The organism is Streptomyces spororaveus (assembly GCF_016755875.1).
Taxonomy (GTDB): domain Bacteria; phylum Actinomycetota; class Actinomycetes; order Streptomycetales; family Streptomycetaceae; genus Streptomyces; species Streptomyces spororaveus.
In genome coordinates this window covers 7,308,995-7,329,876 of sequence record NZ_BNED01000005.1, presented here as the reverse complement: position 1 = coordinate 7,329,876, position 20,882 = coordinate 7,308,995, and the positions used below count along the sequence as shown (strand labels likewise).

Below are 20,882 nucleotides of genomic sequence, written 5' to 3'. Positions count from 1 at the left end.
GCGCATTTGGGTGGGCCGCACTCCGGGCGGCCTGGCATCAGCGCCCTGATCGCCGCCCGCAACCGCGTACAGGCCGCCCAAGCCGACATCGCACTCGCCGCCGTCCCCGCCCACACGCTGCACGTCCTGCGGATCATCGGCCTGGACCAGACCCTCCGACTCCTGCCCGGCACCGAGTCCTGACCGCCATGACTCCGCGCGGAGAGGCCCTGAATCGCCTACCCGACCGCAGGCTCGCGCCTATGCGCCGGTCCGACGGGGCAGGAGGGCGCGTACGGTCTTCCCGCCTTCAGGCGTGGGCGTGGGCGTGACGACGGTGGCGTGGGCCAGGTCGTTGACCATGTGCCAGCCGAACCCCCCGGTGCCGTCCACGAGGTCGGGGGTACGCATGCGCGGCGGGAGGGGACTGGAGTCCTCGACGGCGACCTCGATGGTGTCGGGGTGCACGGCCGGCCGGAGCGTGTAGGAGCCGCCGCCGTGACGCAGGGCGTTGGTGACGAGCTCGGAGACGACCAGGATCACGGTGTCTGCGTGCTCCGGCTCGATGGCCTGCTGCCCGAGGGTTTCGAGGAAGGACCGGGCGGCCTGGCGCGCCTCGGCGACGGCGGACAGAGAAGCAAGGGCTGTGCACTCGGCGCTCATCGTGGTCATCGCGCGCTCCGGGTCTGTTGTCGGTGTCCGGCCTTGCTTGCCCGGTCGTTGTTCCCTGACCCACGACTGTTCAACCTGACGGGACCCAATTACCTCAGCGACACGCACTCAAAAATCTATCTTGGCTGGAGTAGACATTGGACTGTGGCGTAGTTATGGTTTCTCTCGTAACCCAGAGAGACAGCAGGGCCGCGCAGAGACGAACTGCCGGCAGTAGTACACGCAGAACCCGTAGTTGCAGTACGCAGGACGGTGCGGTGGTGGAGTTCCGAAGCCAGGGCTGGTGCAGGACGGCGACGGGACTGACGACCGGACCGGGTGGCCCGCAGTGATCAGGGGCCGCCACAGGCAGTACCCAGCAGTGAAGTGAGTGAGCGGTACCTCGGTGAAGGCGTCGACTGCGGGCGCGCGCACCGGGAAGTTCGGCAGTGGGGTTCTAAGCCAGAGAAGACGCAGGATGGGCGACGGGGCTGGCTGCCGAAACGTGGCGCTAGGTCAGGCCACGAGCGGTACCAGCGGTTCGCAGTACCAGCAGTAAGAGAAAGACCAGCAGTACGCAGTCCCCCGCTTGGTATGTAGTTGAAACCGAGGGATGAACGGAGGAGTTGAAGCGCCATCAGGATCGCCCGGACGTAGGTCTGAGTCCGGGTACCGCAGGACATCGATAGTGAGGTGGTCTCCGGTCAAGCAACCGCGATCCCCGCACCCCCGACAGCCTTTCGGTCGGGTCAGCGGAAACAGAAGGCCGGCGCAGTATCAGGGCCGGCAGATGGTGTAGCAGTTCCTTCGGGGCCCTGGTGTCGTACGCGCCAGGGCCCCTCCCCTCGTTCCGACCCCTTCCTCCACCTGTTTCGCAGTGAGGTGCGATGACAGCAGACGACTCGTTCAGCCGTCTCGACGACGACGGCTACCCCGCCTACACGATGGGCCGGGCCGCAGAGATGCTCGGTACCACCCAGGCCTTCCTCCGCGCCATTGGAGAGGCCCACCTGATCACCCCGCTGCGTTCCGAGGGCGGCCACCGCCGCTACTCCCGCTCCCAGCTGCGTATTGCCGCCCGCGCCCGGGAACTCGTCGACCAGGGCACTCCGATTGAGGCGGCCTGTCGGATCGTAATGCTCGAGATCCGACTTGAGGAAGCTCAGCGCGTCAACGCCGAGCACCACTCCCCAGCGTCCGAAGGACGCCCGCGCACGGCGGCCTGAGGTGGACGTGCCCGCCGGTCGCGGTGGGCACTCCCGCCCGCGCGTGTCGGAGGTAGGACGCACCGTGCTCCCTATGGTGACAGGCCGTTGGGGGCGTGTAGCGTCTGCGTCAGCTGTCGTGGTTCGGAAGTCCCCTTTGCCCACGCCCTGGTGTGGGCGTTTTGCTGTGCAGTGCCGCAGGAACCAGGACGATCACCTCCGCCTTCCGCATGGAGCGGGAGGCGTTCATCGACTGGAAGGCATGAGACATGGCTACGGGAACTGTGAAGTGGTTCAACGCTGAAAAGGGCTTCGGCTTCATCGCCCAGGAGGGTGGCGGCCCGGACGTCTTCGCCCACTACTCCGCGATCAACTCCTCGGGCTTCCGCGAGCTCCAGGAGGGCCAGGTCGTCACGTTCGACATCACCCAGGGCCAGAAGGGCCCCCAGGCCGAGAACATCAACCCGGCCTAACCCTCCCCACCCCGCCCGCGCGGCCACCGCGATCGGCGCTCACGGCTGTCCATACAGCTCGCAGGCGCCCGAACAGCGGACGTCTGCGATGTCGGCGGGATCCGAGGAGTACCGGATCAGGGCCGCGCAGCGTTTGCTGCGCGGCCCTGATCCGCGTCTGGAGCGGGACCGACTCACGGGGAGGCAGACCGGCGACTGTCATCTCGGTGGAGGGCGGCGTGCGCTGTGTCCAAGGCCGCGCCCGGATGGTCCGCGCCTTGTACGCACGACTGGACCGGCTGGTCGGGCCCGTGGCCGGCAGGCCGTAGGGCCCGGGTCAGGGCCATGACGGTGAGCCCCGTGATTGCGTCAGGACGGTTCGGTCAGGACGTGATCGGCGTGGGCAAGCTCGGAGACGTGAGCGGCCGCCCCTTCCAGGGGCAGGAGAGGCCGCAAGGGGCAGGAGGCCGGGGTGCGGTCGTGATCGACTTCCCAGGTGGGGAAGGGTGCCGAGTGAGCACAGGTGGTGGAAACGGCGTAGAGGGTGCCGGAACAACCCTGGCACACCAGCGAGCCGTGGATCACGCGAGTACCTCCGTTCGAACCGACGCAGCTGCGCCGTCAGCAGGGTGGGGGTCCCCTGCCAGGTGCAGCTGCCGCAACGTGCTCTCCGTCTGGCGCCAGAAGTGCTCGGCAGAGACCAGACGCTGCCACAGCGGGTCAGGACAGCAGGGGACGGTGGCGCCTCGGGCCGCCCACTCCTCGGCCAGCCGCGCGTACAGGGGTGTGCTCTCGTCCGGGGCCTCTCCACCGGCCTGCCCACCGGCGTGCGCCGGACTACGGGAAGGCCACCGGCGCAGCTGTTCCGGAAGACGGGCAGCGGCTCTGCGCTTACCGCTGCCGGCCTGAGCACTGCGGTCGAGGTATACCCAATGATCATCCGTCACGTTCGTCAAAACGATTCTTCCACCCCGTTGGACACCGTTTCCGGTTGGCGGCAACGGGCCCTCCTCCGCTCCCTGGAGCGGCCGGGATCGGCAACCGCTCGCCGCAGTGGCGTGGCGAACTCGGCGGCGCGTCCGGTGTCCAGGTCCAGCTCGGCAGCCTCAGGAAGCGGCCATGTTCGAGCCCGATTACCTCCTGACCAGCCAAGAGAAAATCTATATCGGCTGGAGTAGACATTGGGCGATGGCGTAGCTATGGTTTCTCTCGTAGCCCAGCGAGACAGCAGGGCCTGGCAGAGACGAACTGCCGGCGGCAGTACCCGTAGGTGCAGTGCGCAGGACGGTGCGGTGGTGGAGTTCCGAAGCCAGGGCTGGTGCAGGACGGCGACGGGACTGACGACCGGACCGGGTAGGCCCGCAGTGATCAGGGGCCACCTCAAGCAGTACCGCAGTTAACGCAGTGGCAGTACCTGTAAGTGCAGTTCTCGTAGGTGCAGTACCCAGCAGTTAAGACAGTGAGCAGCACCTCGGTGAAGGCGTCGAATATGGGCGCGCGTACCGGGAGGTTCGGCAGTGGGGTTCCAAGCCAGAGCAGACGCACGACGGGCGACGGGGCTGGCTGCCGAAACGTGGCGCTAGGCCAGGCCACGAGCAGTACAAGTGGTTAGCAGTACGCAGTATCAGCAGTAAGCATCACCAGTAGTAGTACCCCGCTTGGTAAGTAGTTGATCATCGAGGGAAGAACGGAGGAGCTTGGCGCCATCAGGATCGCCCGGGCCGGCAGGTTGAAGCCCGGGTACCGCAGGACATCGTTAGTGAGGTGGTCTCCGGTCAAGCAACCGCGATCCCCGCACCCCGATCACGCATGAGTCGGGTCTGCGGAAACAGAAGGCCGGCGCAGTCTCAAGGTCGGCAGATGGTGTAGCAGTTCCTTCGGGGCCCTGGTGCCATAGGCACCAGGGCCCCTCCACGCGTTCCAGAAAGAGGTTCAATGACAGCAGACGACTCGTTCGGCCGTCTCGACGACGACGACTACCCCGCCTACACCATGGGCCGGGCCGCCGAGATGCTCGGCACCACCCAGGGCTTCCTCCGCGCCATCGGCGAAGCCCGCCTCATCACCCCGCTCCGCTCCGCGGGCGGCCACCGCCGCTACTCCCGCTACCAGCTGCGCATCGCCGCCCGCGCCCGCGAACTCGTCGACCGCGGCACCCCGATCGAAGCCGCCTGCCGCATCATCATCCTCGAAGACCAACTCGAAGAAGCCCAACGCATCAACGCCGAATACCGCCGCGCCGGCGAATCTTCCGCTCCATCGACCTCCGCCTGAGGTGATCGTGCCCGTCGTCATCGGCGGGCTCACGACTGACGAACTCGGTGGTCCCGTCGAGGAGGCTGACGCGCAGCAGCTGTCCGGTGACGAAGCCCCGCCTGCCGTTGTCCACGATCGCCTGGTTGGCCTCGACAGCCTGTTCTTCGAGCTCGGCCCCGGCACGTCGCACCCTGCGCAGGGCGCCCACGGCCAGGGTGGCGAGAAGCGCGGCTTCCACGTCGTGGCCCATGGCGTCGGTGACGGAGAGCTGCATGGTGTCGCGGTCGACGACGTAGTCGAAGGTGTCACCGCCGACGTGCGTCGCCGGTTCCAGTGCTCCGGCGACCATGAACTGGGCCGCCTCACATACCGGTGAGGCGGGGAGGAGCCGGTGCTGGACCTCGGCCGCCAGGTTCAGGGGACGGGTACGGCAGCCCCATTGGTAGACGTCGGTGAAGGACCGGTTGGCGATGACGATGTAAGCCAGGGCGTGCGCGGTCGCAGCGATCTGCCTCATCCCGTCGTCGTCGGGACGGTCCGGCAGGAACAGTTCGACCAGGCCGGTGGCGTCGCCGCGGTTGGTGACGGGCGCCACCACCCTGACCAGACCGTCTCCCTCCAGCTGGACGGCAGGCCGTTGTGTGCGCAGTACGTCCGCCTAGACGGTGCCCGGCAGAGCGACGCGCTCAGGGGGCTCACTGGACTCGACGTCGTCGGCTGCCCCGAGCCGCACCACAGACGACCCGGTGAAGTCCACGATCAGGAACGTGGCCGCAGCAGCGTTCAGGCGGCCCCTGAGCATCCGGGCGACGACATCCAGTGACTCCACAGAGGAGGCGGCTTCCGCTGCCGCGAGCGCCCGTGCTGCCGAGCTGGTTCACCCGACAAGCGGGCAGCGGCCCGGACTCGGGAAGTGTCGCCCCCATAGCTGCCTGCGCTGGGAGCCACTGTCCGGCCACGGGCGTAGCGCGCACGCCCGGAATGCTCTGCGGACTCGGTTGCGCGGCAAGCACAGGGGCATGCGGTCGGGCAGACGCGAACCGGTGGTGCACCGAGCCACCACGCCCGGTCGCCGAGGACGAGGAGATGGTCTGTGAGCGGAGTGTGGATGTACGCGCAGGACAGCAGTTACACGTCCGGGCAGTCACTGGCGGGTTTCACCGTGGAAGCCGCTGACGGTGTCATCGGGCACGTGGACCGCCAGCAGGACCAGCCGGGCATGCAGCACCTGGTGGTCGACACCGGCGTGTGGGTGTTCGGCAGGAGCGTCCTGATCCCGGCCGGCGCCGTCACCCGCATCGATACGGCAGCGCAGGTGTTGAGGGTCTCGGCCACGCAGGAAGAGATCAAGGCCGCGCCCCGGTTCACGACGGACAGCGAAACAGCCGAGCACGGCTATCTGTCCGCGGTCGGCGACTACTACGTCTCCCTCCGCCGCCCGCTCGCGCCCTGACCCGACGCCGGTCGGCAACTCACCGGCCCCCACACGAATGGGCGGGCATGTATCGACACGTCTCGTGCTCAGTAGGCGGCGAGGGAGACGGCGATGTAGTGCGCGGTGAAGGCTGCCACGGTCAGGGCGTGGAACACCTCGTGGTAGCCGAACCAGCGGGGTGAGGGGTCGGGGCGCTGGAGGGCGTACACGACGGCGCCCGCGCTGTAGAGCAGCCCGCCGGTCACGACCAAGGTGAGTACGGCCGCGCCGCCGCTGTGCAGGAAGTCGGGCAGGTAACGCACCGGCGCCCAGCCCAGGGCCAGGTAGCAGGGCGTGTACAGCCAGCGGGGCGCGCCGATCCACAGGACCCGGAAGGCGATGCCGGCCAGAGCGCCCGTCCACACGATCCACAGGAGCACGGACCGCTGGGCAGGGGCGAGGAGGAGCACAGCGAGCGGGGTGCAGGTACCGGCGATGATCAGGAAGATGTTGGCGTGGTCCAGGCGGCGCAGGACGGCCTCGCCTAGCGGTCCCCAGATGCCGAGGTGGTAGACGGCGCTCGTCCCGAACAGCAGCCAGGCGGTGACGGCGTACACGATGCAGGCGACGGTGGCCTGCGGTGTTCCTGCCAGGCAGATGAGGACGATGCCTGCGGCCAGGGACGCGGGGACCATGCCGGCATGGAGCCAACCTCGTAGCTTCGGCTTGATCGGCTCCATCAGATCGGCCGCTCGCTCGACCAGGTCGGCTGCGGGCCGGGAGCCCTTGCTTCCTCCTTCCGTCGGTGCGGAGAGAACACCGTCGGCGTCGGCGTCGTCCCGGGACACTGCTTCCCGTCCTGACTCGGACTGCTGGGCATCACTGGCAACCATGAGTTCATGCTAGGAGCTGACCCGGAGCAGCATCACGTGAGGTGTGCCGAAGTCCGACGGCGCGGCCGGGTCATCCGGCTCGTCGCGTCGGTCCTGGCAGTCTTCCGCCAACTGGGTCCGTGGAACTCGTGTAATTCGGCGGGCCAGGGGAACGATTTGGGCTTCCGAACGGGCCTCTCCGCTCTCCTACGTGCAAGGACCGCCGATGCTTCCCGAGTTCCGCTCCCACGCGTCCGCACCCCTCTCCCATCAGCTGGAACAGCGCCTTGGGCTGGACCCCCGCCTCGAAGCCGGCCACATCGACGTGGAGCGCGTCGCGGACATCGCCGTCGTCGCATCGGCCCACTCCGACGGATACGTGGCCACCGCACACCTCCTCGGTCTGCTGGCCGCGCTCCCCGCCCCCACCGAGTCCGGAGAGCACTTCTGGTCGGAACTGTGGAGGTCCTCGGGCTCCCTCTACCTGCTGCCCGCCAACATCAAAGCGTGCGTGCTGAGTTCGCTGGCAGGAGAAGGCACCGGCCTGGCCGGGCAGATCCTCTCGGCCTTCGACGAGATGACCCCGCCCCAGCGCATCGCAGCCGGAGAGGTCATCGGCCATGCACTCGCCGAGTCCGACCACCTCCCCGACCTCAAAACGCAGGTCATCGGCGAGCTGTGGCTCCGCGACCTCGAACTCACCGCCTGGCGCGTCCTGCATGCAGACCACAAATCAGCCGATCCGGCCAGGCGGGAGGCCTTCTTCGATGCATGGACGAGTGTCTGATCCGCAAGGTCACCTGACTCCTCCCTCCCCTCACCCCTCAACCGTCAGGCGCCCCTTGTCGCCCGCCGCACCACTCCCTTGTCGCGGGCAGCACGCACCCGGGCGTCAATACCCCCGGCGACCTCCTGCTGACGTTCATCGTCGGAGTGCTGGTAGATCATCGCGGCCTTCTCCGATGACTGCCCGGCACGGACCATCGTGTCCTTGAGGGTCGCGCCGGACTGGGTGGAGAGGTTCCAGAACCATTGGTTCTCTGAGCGTTTTCGCAGGTCAGGGCGTTATGGATGCCAGGAAGTCAGCAAAAGTCAGCATCAGCGCCCTCTCCCAGCGGCACGATTGCCTCCAGAAACCTGGTCGGTCTTTCCTATGTATCACCCATGACAGCAGCGCAGCAGGGGTGCTCAAGCGTTGAGCCCAGCCGCTCAGGGCGATCCCCCATCGCCACGCACTCCACGTGGTGCGTCATCGGGAACAAGTCGAGGCATCCGGCGCATGGGAGCTCCGTCGAAGCTGACGCCCAGTGCCACCCAGTGACGCTTGTGGGGTCCAACATGAGGTGACAATGACGCGCAGTTCCCCCTCCGGCTTCCACTCGAGGCCGCAGCGAACAGTAGTGGTTGCGCCGCTGGGTGGAGCAAGATCCGGGCCAGTTACGGGCCAGCACCGCGCCATCGACGACGGATCCCTCTATTTTGCCTGGTCAGGAGCGGTGTAGGGGGTGTACGACCAGCACTCGAAGAACCTCCTGGTCAGCTACTCCCCGAGGAAGCTCGGGCTCTTCTGAGCACCCCCGGCAGCCGCTGACACCGCAGCCGTGGACCACCGTCGGTCCACCGGACTCCCCGCCGCGATCCTCGGCCTCACGGCGAATGCGCGGAATCGGAGGCACCGATCACAGGTCTCGGCTGCGGCGTCGACAGGTCCGCTCGGTTCGTCCGCCGGAGCATCGCCAGGCGGCTGGCCGTGCGGTCCAGGTCGCGGGTGAGGGCCTCGCCGGCGGGGAGGGCGGTCAGGGGGTCTGCGCCGATGAGGACGAGCCGGACGTCCCGGTCGCAGGCCACGTCGACGAGGTTCGCGAACCGCTGCCGTCCGTCCGCGGAGGCCTCGGCCAGCGGCGGCACACCGTCCAGGACCAGGGTGGGGAACTGTTCGGCGAGGGCCAGGTAGTCGGGCACTCCCGTCGCGTCCTCGCACAGGGCGTCGAAGTCGAACCACACGAGGTCGCCGCGCACCGCGCGGGCCGGGAGCTCCCTCAGGTGGGCCTGGACCGTGGTGGCATCCGCGGGGACCGGGTGGGTGAGGCCCAGCGCCTCCAGGCCGGGGTCGCCCGGGGGCAGGCACAGGCCCGTCGCGAACCGGCGGCCGCCGTCCTGCGACCGGGACACCGCGAGTCGGCGGAAATCCACCGGACCCGTGACGTCCAGGACGTCCATCCGCTCCTCTATGAGCTGGATGGTCGGCTCGAACAGGTGGTGGTAGAGCGGGTCCGGCATCAGCCCGGTGGGCGGGTAGTTGGAGGTGGTGACCAGGGTGATCCGGCGATCCAGCAGCGTACGGAAGAGGCGTGCGATCAGCATCGCGTCGCCCGCGTCGTGTGCGTGGAACTCGTCGAAGACCAGCACCCGGCTGTCGCCGATCAGCTCGTCGAGGGCGCTGTCGACGGCGCTTTGCCCGCCGCGACGGGAGCCCGGTCGGGTCACCCCGTCGTGCAGCCGGCGGAAGAAGTCGTGGAAGTGCAGACGGCGTTTGCGCCCGCCGGGCAGCCCTTCGTAGAAGGTGTCCACCAGCCAGGACTTCCCCCGGCCCACCGGGCCCCAGACGTACAGGTCCCGCGGCGGTCTGGGAAACGTCCAGGCCGGCCGGGCGAGGTCGCCCGCCAGGCGGGCCAGCCGTTCGACAGCGGCCTCCTGTGCCGGGGCGACCGAGAATCCGCGCCGCGCCGCGGCCTGGTGGAAGTGGTGGCGCATGGCCTGCTCGTGCTGGGACACCGGTCTGCTCATCCGTTCGTAAGCCGGTCTTCGGGTCGGGGCACCGGCCGAGGGGTCAGGCGGGTCCGGGGAGCGAGGTCGCCGGTTCCAGGACGTCCACCGTTCCGCGACCGCCGTCCACCCGGATCCTGTCCCCCGTCCGGATCCGTGTCGTGGCGTTGCCGCATCCGACCACCGCCGGGATACCGAGCTCCCGCGCGACGATCGAGGCGTGCGAGAGGTTCGCGCCGACGTCCGTCACGATCGCGGAGATCCGCGTGAACAGCGGCGTCCAGCCGATGTTCGTCACGGTGGTCACCAGGACCTCACCCGGCTGGATGGCCTCGCCCTCCTCGACGTCGGCGACGACCCGGGCGATGCCCTCCACCACGCCGCCGGACGCGGGTGAGCCCGCGACCGTGTCGGTAGCGGGTGTCGTGTCCTGCGCGTCGAACAGGTCGGCCCGCCGGTTGGGGTCGGCAGCCCAAGTCGCCGGGGCGAACTCGCCCCGGATCAGGGTCGGGTAGGTGGGCAGCGCGCGGTAGGCGTCGTATGCGGCGCGACGCGCCTGCACCCCGGCGAGCGGGGTCCGGTCACCGCCGAGCACGGCGAGGATTTCCTCGCGGGACAGGAAGAACAGGTCCTCCCCGACCCCGCTGACCTCACCGGCGCGCAGGACGAAGGTGCGCAGTAGCCAGAAGACGCGGGCGACCTCGGTGCGGGCGGCCTCCCGCAGGCGTGCCGAGGCCGCCCAGGTGTCCACCGCGGCGCGGATCCCCGCCACCCGCCGGGGATGGGCGGCGGTCAGGCGGTCCCATGCCGCCGCGCGAGCGGTGGTCTGCCGTGCGAGGCGCAGTGACGCGTCCTCCTCGACCGTGCCGAGCGCGGCGAGCTGCCGGTCGATCCACTGCGCGTCCTCGGCAGGCCGCGGGAGGGAAACCTCGAACTCGTGCGGGCCGCGGTGGCCATAGGTACGGGTGTAGGTGTCGCGGTCGGTCTCGCCGCGGGCGAGTCGTTCCAGGCCGAGCAACGGTCCCATGCTGGCCAGTTGGCCTTCGTCACCGAGGCCGGTGGTCATCAGGTCGGCGTCTCCCTCGCCGACCAGGGACTCCAAGGTGCCGCGTACCTTGACGAGGGAGTCGCCGCCCTGGCGTGTGGCGGCTTGCAGCATGTGGCAGCAGCGGCGGAAGTACGGTGCCACCTCCGACTCCCACAGGGCCGACAGTTCTCCCGTGGTCGCCGCGGCGGTGACACGGGCGCGCAGTTCCTCGCAGCGCGCGGGTGCCTCCTCCAGGAACGCCGGCAACTGCTTCCCGTTCGCACGGATACGGCTCATCACCGCGAACGCCTCGCCGATGGTGTCCCGCCAGACGCGCAGCCGGGATGCGGGCAGCAGCGGAATGGTCATGCCCTCGGGGAGGCGCCCGAAGACCAGCTCGTTGGCCCGGGCGAACTTGCGGCCCTGTCCGAACGCGGCGGCGAGGGTGGCCGTGACGCTGAGGTTCATGTAGAAGCGGCCGCCGATGTTCCCGTACATCGGGCGTCCTTCAAGGCTGGCCCCGACCATGACGTCACCCATGAACGCCTTGACGAACGACCAGGTCACGGGCGTCATCACGTCCGGGACGGCCTCGCCGAGGTTGGCGCTCGTCCAGAGGGAGTCGGTGCCGGTGCTGTCGTTCCACACCTCGGGGCGGGGCGCCGGGGCCGTGGTGACGGGCCGTGCCTGGAGGATCCGGAAGGAGCCCGCCTCGCGCGCCCACTCGATGTCGCGCGGCTCCCCGTACAGCTCCTCGATCGCGAGTCCGAGCCGGGCCAGTTCACCGGCCTCCGCGGTGGTGAGGACGGGGGCTTCGCGCAGGTCGGAGGGGACCGGCTGCTCCTCGGTGCCGTCGGCGGTCGGAACGGTCATCACCTCCTTCGCGGCGATGCGTTCTTCCACAACGACCAGTCGGGCCCGGTCGACAACCAGGGTGTCCGGAGTGACCAGCCCGCTGACGACGGCTTCGCCCAGCCCCAGGCCGCGTTGACCACGAGCCGGTCGGTGTGCCCGCCGAGCGGGTCGACAGTGAACATCACCCCGGCGGCATCCGCGGCCACCAGCTCCTGCACCACCACTGCCAGCGAGACGTCTTCGTGCGCGATGCCCGCCCTGGCGCGGTACACGAGGGCACGGTCGGTCCACAGCGATGCCCAGCACCGCCGCACGGCTGCCAGCAGGGCGCTCTCGCCGGCAATGTTCAGGTACGTGTCCTGCTGGCCGGCGAAGGACAGGTCGGGCAGGTCCTCCGCCGTGGCCGACGACCGTACGGCGACCGTGCGCGCGCCGTCGCCGAGTTCCGCGTACGCCTTCGAGATGGCCTGCTCCAGGGCGCAGGGCAGCGGGCCCTCTTCGAAAAGCGCCCGGATGCGGGCCCCCGCACCGGCGCCCGTGCCCGTGCTCGTGCTCGTGTCCGCGTCCGGTCGGGATGCGGCGGCGAGCTCCGCACGGATGCGGTCGGCCACGCCTGTCGAGGTGACGAACTCCTGGTACGCGGCGGTCGTCACATGGAACCCGCCCGGTACCGGTAACCCTGCGCGCGCAAGCTCCGAGAGGGCCGCTCCCTTGCCGCCCGCTGTCTCCAGCGTCGCGGTCACCGCGTCCAACGACAGCACGAATCCCATGACCTGATCCCCCAACTCGGCCTCCGAGAAAGGATCATGATCGCATCTGGACCGGTCCCACGAACAGGCCTGTCCGCCGCGTCGCCCATCGACCCCGCCAAGCGTTCCCGCCGGCTCCCGTTTCCCCTGGTCGACGTGGGTGCAACTGCTGTACCGCCAGGAGACGAGGAACCTCCTGGTCTCCTGGCTCACCGAAGAGGCTCGGCTTCTTCCAGGAGCACGAGGAACGGCGCCTGACCTGGGCTCTTGCCCGTCAGGCGCTGTTGGCGCGACCCGTCAGCCGACCCGAAGGCCGACCGCCAGCGTCAGCTCGAGGACCCGGTGCGGCGATGCGAGATCCGGAAACAGCTCCCGCAGCTGCGACATCCGGTACCGGACGGTCTGGGGATGGACGAACAACGCCGCCGCCACCTCGTCCCGCCTGCCTTGGTGGAGCAGCCACGCCCGCAACGTCTCCTCCAGCCGCCGTGCGGTCGCGACGGGCAAGGTCCCGAGCGGTGCGAGGGCTCGGGCCCGCAGGTCCGCGAACGCTTCCGCGTCGGCGCTCAGCACCAGCTCGGGCAGGTGGTCCTCGGTGTCGCGGATATCGGAGGAGAGGGAGCGCGCGCGTGCGGCTCGTGCGTACGAGGCGGAGGCACGCGTCCATGGCCGGGCCGGGCCGACCACGGCGGTGCGGTCGGTCAGCTGCCGCAAGAGATGCGACCGGTCGGCATCGGGGACGAGCAGCACACCGAAGGCGTCCGGCAGATCGTCGAGGACGAGGGTGCCCGGGTCGAGCGTGCGGTAGGCGGGCCGGGCCTGGGCGGCGGGCAGCAGGACGGCGGTCAGCGAAACCGGAGGCTGCCACCCGGCCCGTTGGACGGAGGCGAGCAGCACGTCCGGGCTCGCGCCGGCGAGGAGGTCGCGGGCCAGGTGTTCCAGGTGGCGCTCGTGGTCCCGGCCCCGGGCGGCCAGTTCGTCGGCGTGGCCCGCGGCGCTCGCGGCGGAGAGCTCGTCGATGTAGGCGAAGGTCAGCTCGGCGAACTTGGCGACCTCGGCGGCGGGCAGACCTGCGGGTACGGCACCCGCTGCCAGGCATCGCCAGGCCACGCGGGCGCCGACGCGGTAGGCGCCGAGCAGGGCGTCCATCGAACGCCCGTCGCGCACCTCGCCGCGGCCCAGCTCGTAGGCCGCGTCACCGGCGTCGCCGCCCGTGGCGTTCCCGCTCGCGAGGTCCAGGTAGTGCCCCAGGGCGGTGCGGACGGCTCGGCGGATGGTGACGCCCATGCGGCCCGAAAGGGCGTTGGCGTAGGGAGGGACCTCGTCGATGATCGCCTGCACGACCTCGTCGGCGGTGGTCGTCAGCGCGGCCCGAAGTGCGGTGACCGTTGTCTGGTCCAGGACCAGTTCGGTGACCCTCCGGATTGGATGGCTCATGTTTTATTCCCTGCGAACAAATCAGCCGACGAAATTTACGTCTTGCGGTCAGGACTTTACGCCTTGAGGCGCATCAAGCTGGGGTCATGACGAGTGCAGCCCTCCGCAGTAGGGCGTGGAAACTGCTGGAGATGATCACGACGCCGCTGCTGCCGTCGGACTACCTCGACCTGGTCAGCCCGCTGCGTGCGGGTGCTGACCTGCGTGGGCGCATCGAGGCGGTGCACCCCGAGACGGGTGACGCCGCGACCCTCGTGATCAGGCCGGGAAGGGGCTGGCGCGGTCACACGGCCGGTCAGTACGTGCGGATCGGGGTCGACGTCGACGGGAGGCGCCTGTGGCGTGCCTACTCCCTCACCTCGCCGACGAACCGCCAGGACGGCCGCGTCACGATCACCGTGAAGGCGATCCCGGACGGCAAGGTCAGCAACCACCTGGTCCGCAGGGTGAAACCGGGCACGCTGGTCCAGCTCGACCAGCCGACCGGTGACTTCGTACTGCCGAAGGCCAAGCCCGCCAAGGTGCTCTACCTGACGGCCGGCAGCGGCATCACGCCGGTGATGGGCATGCTGCGTGACGTCGAGTTCGACGACGTCGTCATGGTCCACTGCGCGCCACGGCCGCAAGACGTGATCTTCCGCGACGATCTGCACGACCTAGTCGCGGACAAGAAGCTGCGGCTCACCGAGGTGCACACCGACACGGACGGCGTGCTCGACATCGCCCGTCTCGGCGAACTGGTACCCGACTGGGCCGAGCGCGAGACCTGGGCCTGCGGGCCCGCGGGCCTGCTCGACGCCGCCGAAGAGTTCTGGAGCGAGCACGGCGTCGAGGAGCGCCTGCACACCGAACGCTTCCGCCCCGGCATCGTCGTCGCCGGTGACGGCGGCGAGGTCACGTTCAGCGCCACCGGCAAGACCGTCGACGCGGACGGCGCCACGCCGTTGTTGGACGTCGGCGAGGAGGCCGGCGTGCTCATGCCGTCCGGGTGCCGTATGGGCATCTGCTTCGGCTGTGTCACGCCGCTCAAGGCGGGCGCCGTCCGCGACCTGCGCACCGGCGAGATCACCGAGGCCGAGCCGGGCGTCCTCATCCAGACCTGCGTGTCCGCCGCGGCGGGCCCCTGCGATATCCAACGGTAGGAGCACCTTGACCGCCATCGACCCCACCGCCCACCTGACCGCGGAGCAGATCGAGGAGCTCGGCCGCGAGCTGGACGCGATCCGCGACGAGGTGATCGCCAGCCGAGGCGAGAAGGACGCCGCCTACATCCGGAAGGTCATCTCGGCGCAGCGCAAGCTCGAGCTGGTCAGCAGGGGCGTGCTGCTGTTCTCCTTCTTCCCGCCCGCTTGGCTGATCGGCACCGCCGGGCTGTCCGTGGCGAAGATCATGGACAACATGGAGATCGGCCACAACATCCTGCACGGCCAGTGGGACTGGATGCGGGACCCGAAGATCCACTCCACCACCTGGGAGTGGGATCACGTCTCGCCGTCCGATCAGTGGAGGCACTCGCACAACGAGCTGCACCACACGTACACCAACGTGATCGGCAAGGACAACGACCTCGGCTACGGCATCATGCGCGTCGACGAGGACCAGAAGTGGCACCCGTTCCACCTCGGCCAGCCGCTGTGGAACTTCATCAACGCCTGCTTCTTCGAGTACGGCATCGCGGCGTACGACCTGGAGCTCGGCAAGAACCTGCACAAGCGCCGCCGCAAGAACCCGGAATTCCGCGCGCGGGCCAAGGCCGTGGGCCGCAAGATCCGCAAGCAGGTGCTCAAGGACTACGTGATCCACCCGCTTCTGTCGGGCCCGTCGTTCCTCACCACGCTCGCCGCCACGTTCACCGCGAACCTGGTCCGCAACATCTGGTCCCACTCGGTGATCATGTGCGGGCACTTCCCCGAGGGCGTGCAGGTCTTCGAACGCCGGTCGATCAAGGGCGAGACCCGCGGCCAGTGGTACCTGCGCCAGATGATGGGCTCGGCGAACATCAGCGGCAGCAGGGCCATGCACTTCATGACCGGCAACCTGTCGCACCAGATCGAGCACCACCTGTTCCCGGACCTGCCGAGCAACCGGTACGCCGAGGTCGCGGTGAAGGTGCGCGCGCTGTTCGAGAAGTACGAGCTGGAGTACGTCACCGGGCCGCTGCCCAAGCAGGTTTTCTCCGCGTGGCACAAGGTCTTCCGGCTCTCGCTGCCGAACAAGAAGCCCAAGGTCAAGACGCCGGACCGCGAGCAGGAACTCGTCGCGGCCTGATTCCCGGTACCAAGGTTCAGACCTTTCCGCTGGGGCCGTCGTACGACACCTGGCGGACGGGCGAACCGAATCAGACGCGGCCACCCGGAGCGCAGCTGGTTCACAGCAGGCGGCGTACATGTTTTCGGCATATTCGAACAGGCGATAACCGTCTCGACGTTGCACGTGTGCCAGCAGGGGGCGAGATGAAGTACGACCTGTCCGACCGTGTCGTCATCGGGATCGCCTCCAGCGCCCTGTTCGACCTCGCCGACTGCGACGCGGTGTTCCGGGAGCAGGGTGAGGACGCGTACCGGAGGTACCAGGAGGCCCACGTGGACGACGTCCTGGACAAGGGGGTGGCCTTCCCCTTCGTCCGGCGCCTGCTGTCGCTGAACGACCTCGCGGAGCCCCTCGATCCGCTGGTCGAGGTCATCATCCTGTCGCGCAACGACCCGGACACCGGCCTCCGCGTCATGCGTTCCATCGCGGCGCACGGCCTGCAGATCAGTCGGGCCGTGTTCCGGCAAGGCCGGTCGTCACACCGCTTCATACGCGCTCTGAACATGTCCCTGTTCCTGTCGGCCAGCGGTTCCGACGTTCGGGAAGCGGTGGCCGACGGCCTGCCGGCGGGGCATGTACTCGCGACCGAGCGAGTCGATGACGACACCGACCAGGAACTCCGCATCGCCTTCGACTTCGACGGCGTACTGGCGGGCGACTCCTCCGAGCGGATCTTCCGAACCGCCGGCATCGACGGGTTCCGCGCGCACGAAGTCCTCAATGCGGCCACCCCTCACGACCCGGGTCCCCTGAAGGACTTCCTCGCGGGCATCAACCGCATCCAGCGCCGCGAAGAGGAAGAACGCCGCAAGGACCCCGCCTACCAGCCCCGCCTGCGGGTGTCCCTGGTCACCGCCCGGGACGCCCCCGCACACGAACGTGCCGTGCGTAGCCTCAAGCAGTGGGGACTGCGCGTCAACGACGCCTTCTTCCTCGGCGGCATCGACAAGGCCGCCGTGATGAGCGCCCTCGACCCGCACATCTTCTTCGACGACCAGGTCGCCCACCTGACCGGCACGGCGCCGGCCACCCCGAGCGTTCACGTGCCGTTCGGAGTCGTCAACGCACCCCATCCGGGGCCTGAATGAGTGGCGTACTCGCCCAGGGGCCCTGATGGAGCGGCGGCAGCGGCCCAGGGTGGCCGTACGGCGAGTGGAGGAGTGCAGGGGCCCGAAGGGCCGGTTCGTCGTCTTCGTCCTGCGCCAGCGGATCGCTCGACGGCGCGAACCTCGGGCGTGAGCCGCTTCGGATCCCCGTCGGCCACCGCCGTTGGCGCACTGCTCGTCGGACGACTCCGCGCCAGGCTCTTCCCCGCAGGCACGGAGGTGCCCGGAACCGCCTGCCGGGCGACAGAGCCGCAAGTCACCCCCCTCCCCCTTGTCGCAGCGCGGGTACCGGGCGCGCTGCGACAGGGCGGATACACGTCTCAGGACGGGGCGGAGGCCGTGCTCGGGGCCGGCGAGACGGCCGGGTCGCGAGTCCACGGGCGTCAGGTGGGTGTGTGGGCGGTCTTGTTCGTAGCGGTGCCGTCTTCGTCCTGGGCCTGCGACACGGCAGGCTGCGGCGGAGCGGGCGGGGTGCGGATCAGCAGCGCGACCAGCACGGCCAGGGCGCCCAGCAGGGCGCCGATGCCGAATCCCCACCGGATGCCCGTGGCGAGGGCGGCCGTGGCGTCGGCGCCATCGGCCGCCGCCGTGGCGGCGTGTCCCGACATGACACTGATGGTGAGGGCGGTGCCGGCGGCGGCCGCGACCTGTTGGAGCGAGCCCAGGATGGCGGAGCCGTGGGGGTAGAGGTGCGGCGGCAGGACGGACAGGCCGGAGGTGAAGACGGGGGTGAAGACGAACGCCATGCCCGCGCTCAGGGCCACGTGAAGGGCGAGCACCAGCCATGGCGAGGTCTGCTCGCCCGTGAGGGCGAACAGCGCGAGGCTCAGCGCCGTGAGGGCGGCTCCGGGTACGACCAGGCGTGGTGCGCCGAGTCGGTCGTAGAGCTTGCCGACCTGTGGTCCGAGCAGGCCCATGGTCAGGCCGCCGGGGATGAGGAGCAGCCCGGTCTGCAGCGAGGTCAGGCCGCACACCTCCTGCAGGTAGATCGGCAGGACGATGAACGCACCCATGAGCGCCATGAAGGACAGGCACATCAGGGCCAGCGCCACGGAGAAGTGCCGGAAGGTCAGGGTGCGGAGGTCCAGCAGCGGGGTGGAGGAGCGCTGCAGTGCCAGTTGCCGCCACACGAACAGGCCTACGAGCACGGCGCCGGCCAGGGTGGTGGCCTCCGGGGGCACGGGGGCCTGGGCCGCGTTCTCGGCACCGAGCCCGCTCAGGCCGTACACCAGGGCGCCGAAGCCCGCTGCCGCCAGGGGGACGGACAGCCAGTCGATGGGGGCGGCCTGCGGCTCGCCGATGTCGACCAGGTTGCGCCGGCCGAATACGGCCATGGCTCCGGCGATGGGGAGCACGGCGAGGAAGAGCAGGCGCCATGACCCCAGCTGCAGCAGCACGCCGGAGACGGCCGGGCCGAGGGCGGGAGCGACGGAGATGACGAGGGTGATGTTGCCCATGACGCGGCCGCGGTCGTGCGGGGGCACGAGCGTCATCAGCGTCGTCATGAGCAGCGGCATCATGACGGCGGTGCCGCCGGCCTGGATGACGCGGGCGGCCAGCAGTACGGGGAAGGTGGGCGCGGCCGCGGCCAGGGCCGTGCCGGCGAGGAACAGTGCCATGGCGAGGCCGAAGGCGGTCCGCGTCGTCACGCGCTGGAGGAACCAGCCCGTCACCGGGATGACGACGGCCATGGTGAGCATGAAGGCCGTGGACAGCCACCCTGCGGCTGCCGCGGTGACCTCGAAATCGCGCATGAGCCGCGGGATCGCGTTGACCATGATCGTCTCGTTGAGGAGGACAACGAACGTGGACAGCACGAGAATCCGCAGCACGGAGGTGACGCGGGCGGGCGAGAGGGCGGGTGTTTCGTGGAGTGCGGGCATGGTGCCTTCCGTCATGTGAGTGTCCTCCGCGCGTGGCGGTCACACTTACAGACTGCGGCGCCGGGAAGAACTCATCGGTCTTCTCCGATCCTGTCGGTGCCGCCGTCCGGGCTCAAACCATTTTGCCGACCCGGAACGGCCGGGACACGGCTTCTGGAGCAGGACGACGAGAAGCGCGGCACCCGGTTCCCCGCCGGGCGGGGAACCGGGCTCATCCGTCGTTCAGTCGCAGCAGTCGCAGCAGCACTTGCACGGATTGCAGCAGCCGCCGCCACCGCCACCGCAGCCGTCTCCCGAGCCGCCGCCGGAACCACCAGAGCCACTGGATCCGTGACCGCCGCCCGAACCGCCCCAGGAGCCACCCGAGTTCCCGCCGCCCTGACCGCCGAACCAGCCGTCACCGCCGGAACCGTCCCTGCCGGAACCTTCCCGGTTCGACGAGCCGCCGTTGCGGTTGCCGTCGCCGAACTGCCAGGACTCTCCGTCGTCCTGGCCGCCGTCATCGTCGCAGCGGCAGCACCTGAAGCAGGACCTGCAGTCGCCGCACAACCGGCCCCACTCCCGACACCGCCGACACTGCCCGTCCGACGGCCGGCCCGACGCCATGACCCCGTGCTCCGGGACCGCGCCCGCAAGCACCCCGACGCCGCAGGCCGCATCCGTACCCGTGCCTGTGCCGGTGCCGGTGCCGGTGCCGGTGCCCGAGGGCGTTTCCGTCTCCGTACGGCGTCCCAGCCAGGGCAGCATGCGCGGGCCCCGCACCTGGCGGCGGTGCTGATGGTGACGATGCCGAGGATCGAAGACTCGATCGACGGCACGCTCCAGCTCGCCGCCCAGAAGCGCCCGCACCAGCCGCGCGTCGACGAACACGGCGTCGGACAGGGCGAGTCGTATTCCGCGGACGGCGTCGTCGCAGAGCCGGCGCACCTCGGCGCGGTCCGCGCCGGTCACGGCGATCGGGTTCCACGCGCCGGACGCCTCGTCCGCGTCCAGGTCCTCCACCGCGTCCAGCAGATGCGCCAGCCGACCGAACAGGCGGCCTGCTTCGGCCAGCAGTTCGACGTTGCCCGGGCGGTCGGTGAGTACCGCGGTGTACGCGAAGGCGGCTGCGGTCGCCGTCTCCGAGGGCTCCGTGACCGTCAGCAGCGAGTCACCGAAGCCGGTCGACCGTTCGACGTCGGGCTGACGCTCGACCGCCCCGAGCAGCAGCGCGGTGTCGAAGCCGAGCCGTGCGCCGCCCGCGACGCCCGCACGGTCCCACTTGTGGGCGATCCGGCGTGCCGCCAGCGCCACCGGGCGGCGCCCCGCCAAGCCGTCACCGTCGGCCGCGTGGTCACGCATCTTCGCCGCGGCCAGCACCAGCGAGACCGTCGCCGCCAGCCGCGCGCCCTCGCCCTGCGCCACGTCCGCCGACCGCATCCCGCGCAGCGGGCAGGGACCGGCACCTCGACGCCAGTCCCCGGTACGCTCCGACTGCGCTTCGGTCAGCACCGAGACGATCAGGCCGTCGTAGTTGGTGGCCACCCTCGCGAACTGCCCGTACTCGCTGCGCAAGGCCAGGCACAGCCCGCACAGATGCGCCATCCACTCGGTACGCAAGCCTTCGCCCAGGCGATGACGGCATGGCCTGATGATTCCGAACACCGAAGTCCTCCCCCATAGGAACAGCTACCCGGACGCATCCGGTCGGACGGCTCTCGGACGCAGGACTGCATGTGAGGCACGACCCGGCGTGACGTCAACCGCATGTGACGTCAACGCGCGGCCGACATCCTAGATGGTCCGTCTCCGGTGGGCTCAAGCGGATCGGTGCCGCCCGCGCCGCTCATGCGGCCGGGCATTTTTCGAGCGGCGCACACGCGCGGAGCTCGACGCAATCCTGGCCCCCGTTACCGACCGCGATACCCACCTCCGACTCGC

At 69.5% G+C, this 20,882-nt stretch carries 18 protein-coding genes and 2 pseudogenes; 9 read left to right on the top strand and 11 right to left on the bottom strand.

The window, feature by feature from the left end:
- Positions 1–6: 6 nt before the first annotated feature.
- On the top strand, positions 7–183 hold the full coding sequence (locus tag Sspor_RS35525; protein ID WP_372499587.1) for a hypothetical protein: 177 nt from the start codon (positions 7–9) through the stop codon (positions 181–183).
- A 57-nt stretch (positions 184–240) separates the two neighbouring features.
- On the opposite strand, the gene Sspor_RS35520 is transcribed toward Sspor_RS35525, so the two are convergent.
- Entirely contained in the window at positions 241–651 is a 411-nt protein-coding gene (locus Sspor_RS35520) for an ATP-binding protein (RefSeq protein WP_202202769.1), read from the bottom strand.
- Between the two features lie 866 nt (positions 652–1,517).
- On the opposite strand from Sspor_RS35520, the gene Sspor_RS35515 reads away from it, so the two are divergent.
- The 3 genes from Sspor_RS35515 to Sspor_RS35505 all read left to right on the top strand — a co-directional run bounded on the left by Sspor_RS35515 (position 1,518) and on the right by Sspor_RS35505 (position 4,561).
- Entirely contained in the window at positions 1,518–1,856 is a 339-nt protein-coding gene (locus Sspor_RS35515; protein WP_112452790.1) for a helix-turn-helix domain-containing protein, read from the top strand.
- A 248-nt stretch (positions 1,857–2,104) separates the two neighbouring features.
- A complete protein-coding gene (locus Sspor_RS35510; protein ID WP_202202768.1) occupies positions 2,105–2,308 on the top strand; it encodes a cold-shock protein in 204 nt (67 codons plus the stop codon).
- Between the two features lie 1,914 nt (positions 2,309–4,222).
- Positions 4,223–4,561: a MerR family transcriptional regulator gene (locus Sspor_RS35505; RefSeq protein WP_202202767.1), complete on the top strand. Its 339-nt coding sequence runs from the start codon at positions 4,223–4,225 to the stop codon at positions 4,559–4,561.
- Here the strand turns inward: Sspor_RS35505 and Sspor_RS35500 are convergent.
- Together Sspor_RS35500 and Sspor_RS40830 are read right to left on the bottom strand one after the other, a co-directional pair.
- On the bottom strand, positions 4,506–5,141 hold the full coding sequence (locus Sspor_RS35500) for a PP2C family protein-serine/threonine phosphatase (RefSeq protein WP_237404170.1): 636 nt from the start codon (positions 5,139–5,141) through the stop codon (positions 4,506–4,508). The genes Sspor_RS35505 and Sspor_RS35500 overlap by 56 nt on opposite strands.
- A 60-nt stretch (positions 5,142–5,201) precedes the next feature.
- Positions 5,202–5,372 (bottom strand): hypothetical protein, encoded by a 171-nt coding sequence (locus tag Sspor_RS40830; protein WP_237404169.1) that lies wholly within the window; start codon positions 5,370–5,372, stop codon positions 5,202–5,204.
- A 264-nt stretch (positions 5,373–5,636) separates the two neighbouring features.
- Here Sspor_RS40830 and Sspor_RS35495 point away from each other — a divergent pair, with 264 nt between their 5' ends.
- The gene (locus Sspor_RS35495) at positions 5,637–5,996 is read left to right on the top strand and encodes a PRC-barrel domain containing protein (protein WP_202202766.1); all 360 of its coding nucleotides are present in this window, start codon (positions 5,637–5,639) and stop codon (positions 5,994–5,996) included.
- A 68-nt stretch (positions 5,997–6,064) separates the two neighbouring features.
- Here Sspor_RS35495 and trhA read toward each other — a convergent pair whose 3' ends face one another.
- Entirely contained in the window at positions 6,065–6,850 is a 786-nt protein-coding gene (gene trhA / locus Sspor_RS35490) for a PAQR family membrane homeostasis protein TrhA (RefSeq protein WP_202202765.1), read from the bottom strand.
- Positions 6,851–7,055: 205 nt separating this feature from the next.
- Between trhA and Sspor_RS35485 the strand changes: the two genes are divergently transcribed.
- Positions 7,056–7,616, top strand: coding sequence for a hypothetical protein (locus Sspor_RS35485; protein WP_202202764.1), 561 nt, complete (start codon positions 7,056–7,058; stop codon positions 7,614–7,616).
- A gap of 44 nt (positions 7,617–7,660) precedes the next feature.
- Here the strand turns inward: Sspor_RS35485 and Sspor_RS40825 are convergent.
- From Sspor_RS40825 to Sspor_RS35470, 5 genes and pseudogenes are all read right to left on the bottom strand, one after another.
- Positions 7,661–7,849, bottom strand: a pseudogene (locus Sspor_RS40825) (tyrosine-type recombinase/integrase); the annotation flags it as partial.
- Positions 7,850–8,476: 627 nt separating this feature from the next.
- Positions 8,477–9,604: a cell division protein ZapE gene (zapE, locus tag Sspor_RS35480; protein ID WP_237404168.1), complete on the bottom strand. Its 1,128-nt coding sequence runs from the start codon at positions 9,602–9,604 to the stop codon at positions 8,477–8,479.
- A 55-nt stretch (positions 9,605–9,659) separates the two neighbouring features.
- The gene (locus tag Sspor_RS40820) at positions 9,660–10,622 is read right to left on the bottom strand and encodes a PEP-utilizing enzyme (protein WP_237404433.1); all 963 of its coding nucleotides are present in this window, start codon (positions 10,620–10,622) and stop codon (positions 9,660–9,662) included.
- A 720-nt stretch (positions 10,623–11,342) separates the two neighbouring features.
- Positions 11,343–12,247, bottom strand: a pseudogene (locus Sspor_RS40815) (PEP/pyruvate-binding domain-containing protein); the annotation flags it as partial.
- A 276-nt stretch (positions 12,248–12,523) separates the two neighbouring features.
- Positions 12,524–13,663, bottom strand: coding sequence for a PucR-like N-terminal domain-containing protein (locus Sspor_RS35470; protein ID WP_202202761.1), 1,140 nt, complete (start codon positions 13,661–13,663; stop codon positions 12,524–12,526).
- 86 nt (positions 13,664–13,749) lie between these two features.
- Between Sspor_RS35470 and Sspor_RS35465 the strand changes: the two genes are divergently transcribed.
- The 3 genes from Sspor_RS35465 (at position 13,750) to Sspor_RS35455 (ending at position 17,061) form a co-directional block, all read left to right on the top strand.
- A complete protein-coding gene (locus Sspor_RS35465) occupies positions 13,750–14,805 on the top strand; it encodes a ferredoxin reductase (protein ID WP_237404167.1) in 1,056 nt (351 codons plus the stop codon).
- A gap of 7 nt (positions 14,806–14,812) precedes the next feature.
- Positions 14,813–15,931, top strand: coding sequence for a fatty acid desaturase family protein (locus tag Sspor_RS35460; RefSeq protein WP_202202760.1), 1,119 nt, complete (start codon positions 14,813–14,815; stop codon positions 15,929–15,931).
- A 185-nt stretch (positions 15,932–16,116) separates the two neighbouring features.
- On the top strand, positions 16,117–17,061 hold the full coding sequence (locus Sspor_RS35455; RefSeq protein WP_202202759.1) for a 5'-nucleotidase: 945 nt from the start codon (positions 16,117–16,119) through the stop codon (positions 17,059–17,061).
- Positions 17,062–17,462: 401 nt separating this feature from the next.
- Here the strand turns inward: Sspor_RS35455 and Sspor_RS35450 are convergent, their stop codons facing one another.
- Both Sspor_RS35450 and Sspor_RS35445 read right to left on the bottom strand, forming a co-directional pair.
- On the bottom strand, positions 17,463–18,977 hold the full coding sequence (locus Sspor_RS35450) for a DHA2 family efflux MFS transporter permease subunit (RefSeq protein WP_237404166.1): 1,515 nt from the start codon (positions 18,975–18,977) through the stop codon (positions 17,463–17,465).
- Positions 18,978–19,184: 207 nt separating this feature from the next.
- A complete protein-coding gene (locus tag Sspor_RS35445; protein ID WP_373318876.1) occupies positions 19,185–20,561 on the bottom strand; it encodes a DUF5685 family protein in 1,377 nt (458 codons plus the stop codon).
- Positions 20,562–20,882 lie beyond the last annotated feature (321 nt).

Excerpts from the sequence above, each read along its gene's own strand:
- Sspor_RS35520 (WP_202202769.1), bottom strand. The coding sequence starts at position 651 with ATGACCACGATGAGCGCCGAGTGCACAGCCCTTGCTTCTCTGTCCGCC.
- Sspor_RS35515 (WP_112452790.1), top strand. The coding sequence starts at position 1,518 with ATGACAGCAGACGACTCGTTCAGCCGTCTCGACGACGACGGCTACCCC.
- Sspor_RS35510 (WP_202202768.1), top strand. The coding sequence starts at position 2,105 with ATGGCTACGGGAACTGTGAAGTGGTTCAACGCTGAAAAGGGCTTCGGC.
- Sspor_RS35505 (WP_202202767.1), top strand. The coding sequence starts at position 4,223 with ATGACAGCAGACGACTCGTTCGGCCGTCTCGACGACGACGACTACCCC.
- trhA (WP_202202765.1), bottom strand. The coding sequence starts at position 6,850 with ATGGTTGCCAGTGATGCCCAGCAGTCCGAGTCAGGACGGGAAGCAGTG.
- Sspor_RS35485 (WP_202202764.1), top strand. The coding sequence starts at position 7,056 with ATGCTTCCCGAGTTCCGCTCCCACGCGTCCGCACCCCTCTCCCATCAG.
- Sspor_RS40820 (WP_237404433.1), bottom strand. The coding sequence starts at position 10,622 with ATGGGACCGTTGCTCGGCCTGGAACGACTCGCCCGCGGCGAGACCGAC.
- Sspor_RS35470 (WP_202202761.1), bottom strand. The coding sequence starts at position 13,663 with ATGAGCCATCCAATCCGGAGGGTCACCGAACTGGTCCTGGACCAGACA.
- Sspor_RS35465 (WP_237404167.1), top strand. The coding sequence starts at position 13,750 with ATGACGAGTGCAGCCCTCCGCAGTAGGGCGTGGAAACTGCTGGAGATG.
- Sspor_RS35455 (WP_202202759.1), top strand. The coding sequence starts at position 16,117 with ATGAAGTACGACCTGTCCGACCGTGTCGTCATCGGGATCGCCTCCAGC.
- Sspor_RS35450 (WP_237404166.1), bottom strand. The coding sequence starts at position 18,977 with ATGACGGAAGGCACCATGCCCGCACTCCACGAAACACCCGCCCTCTCG.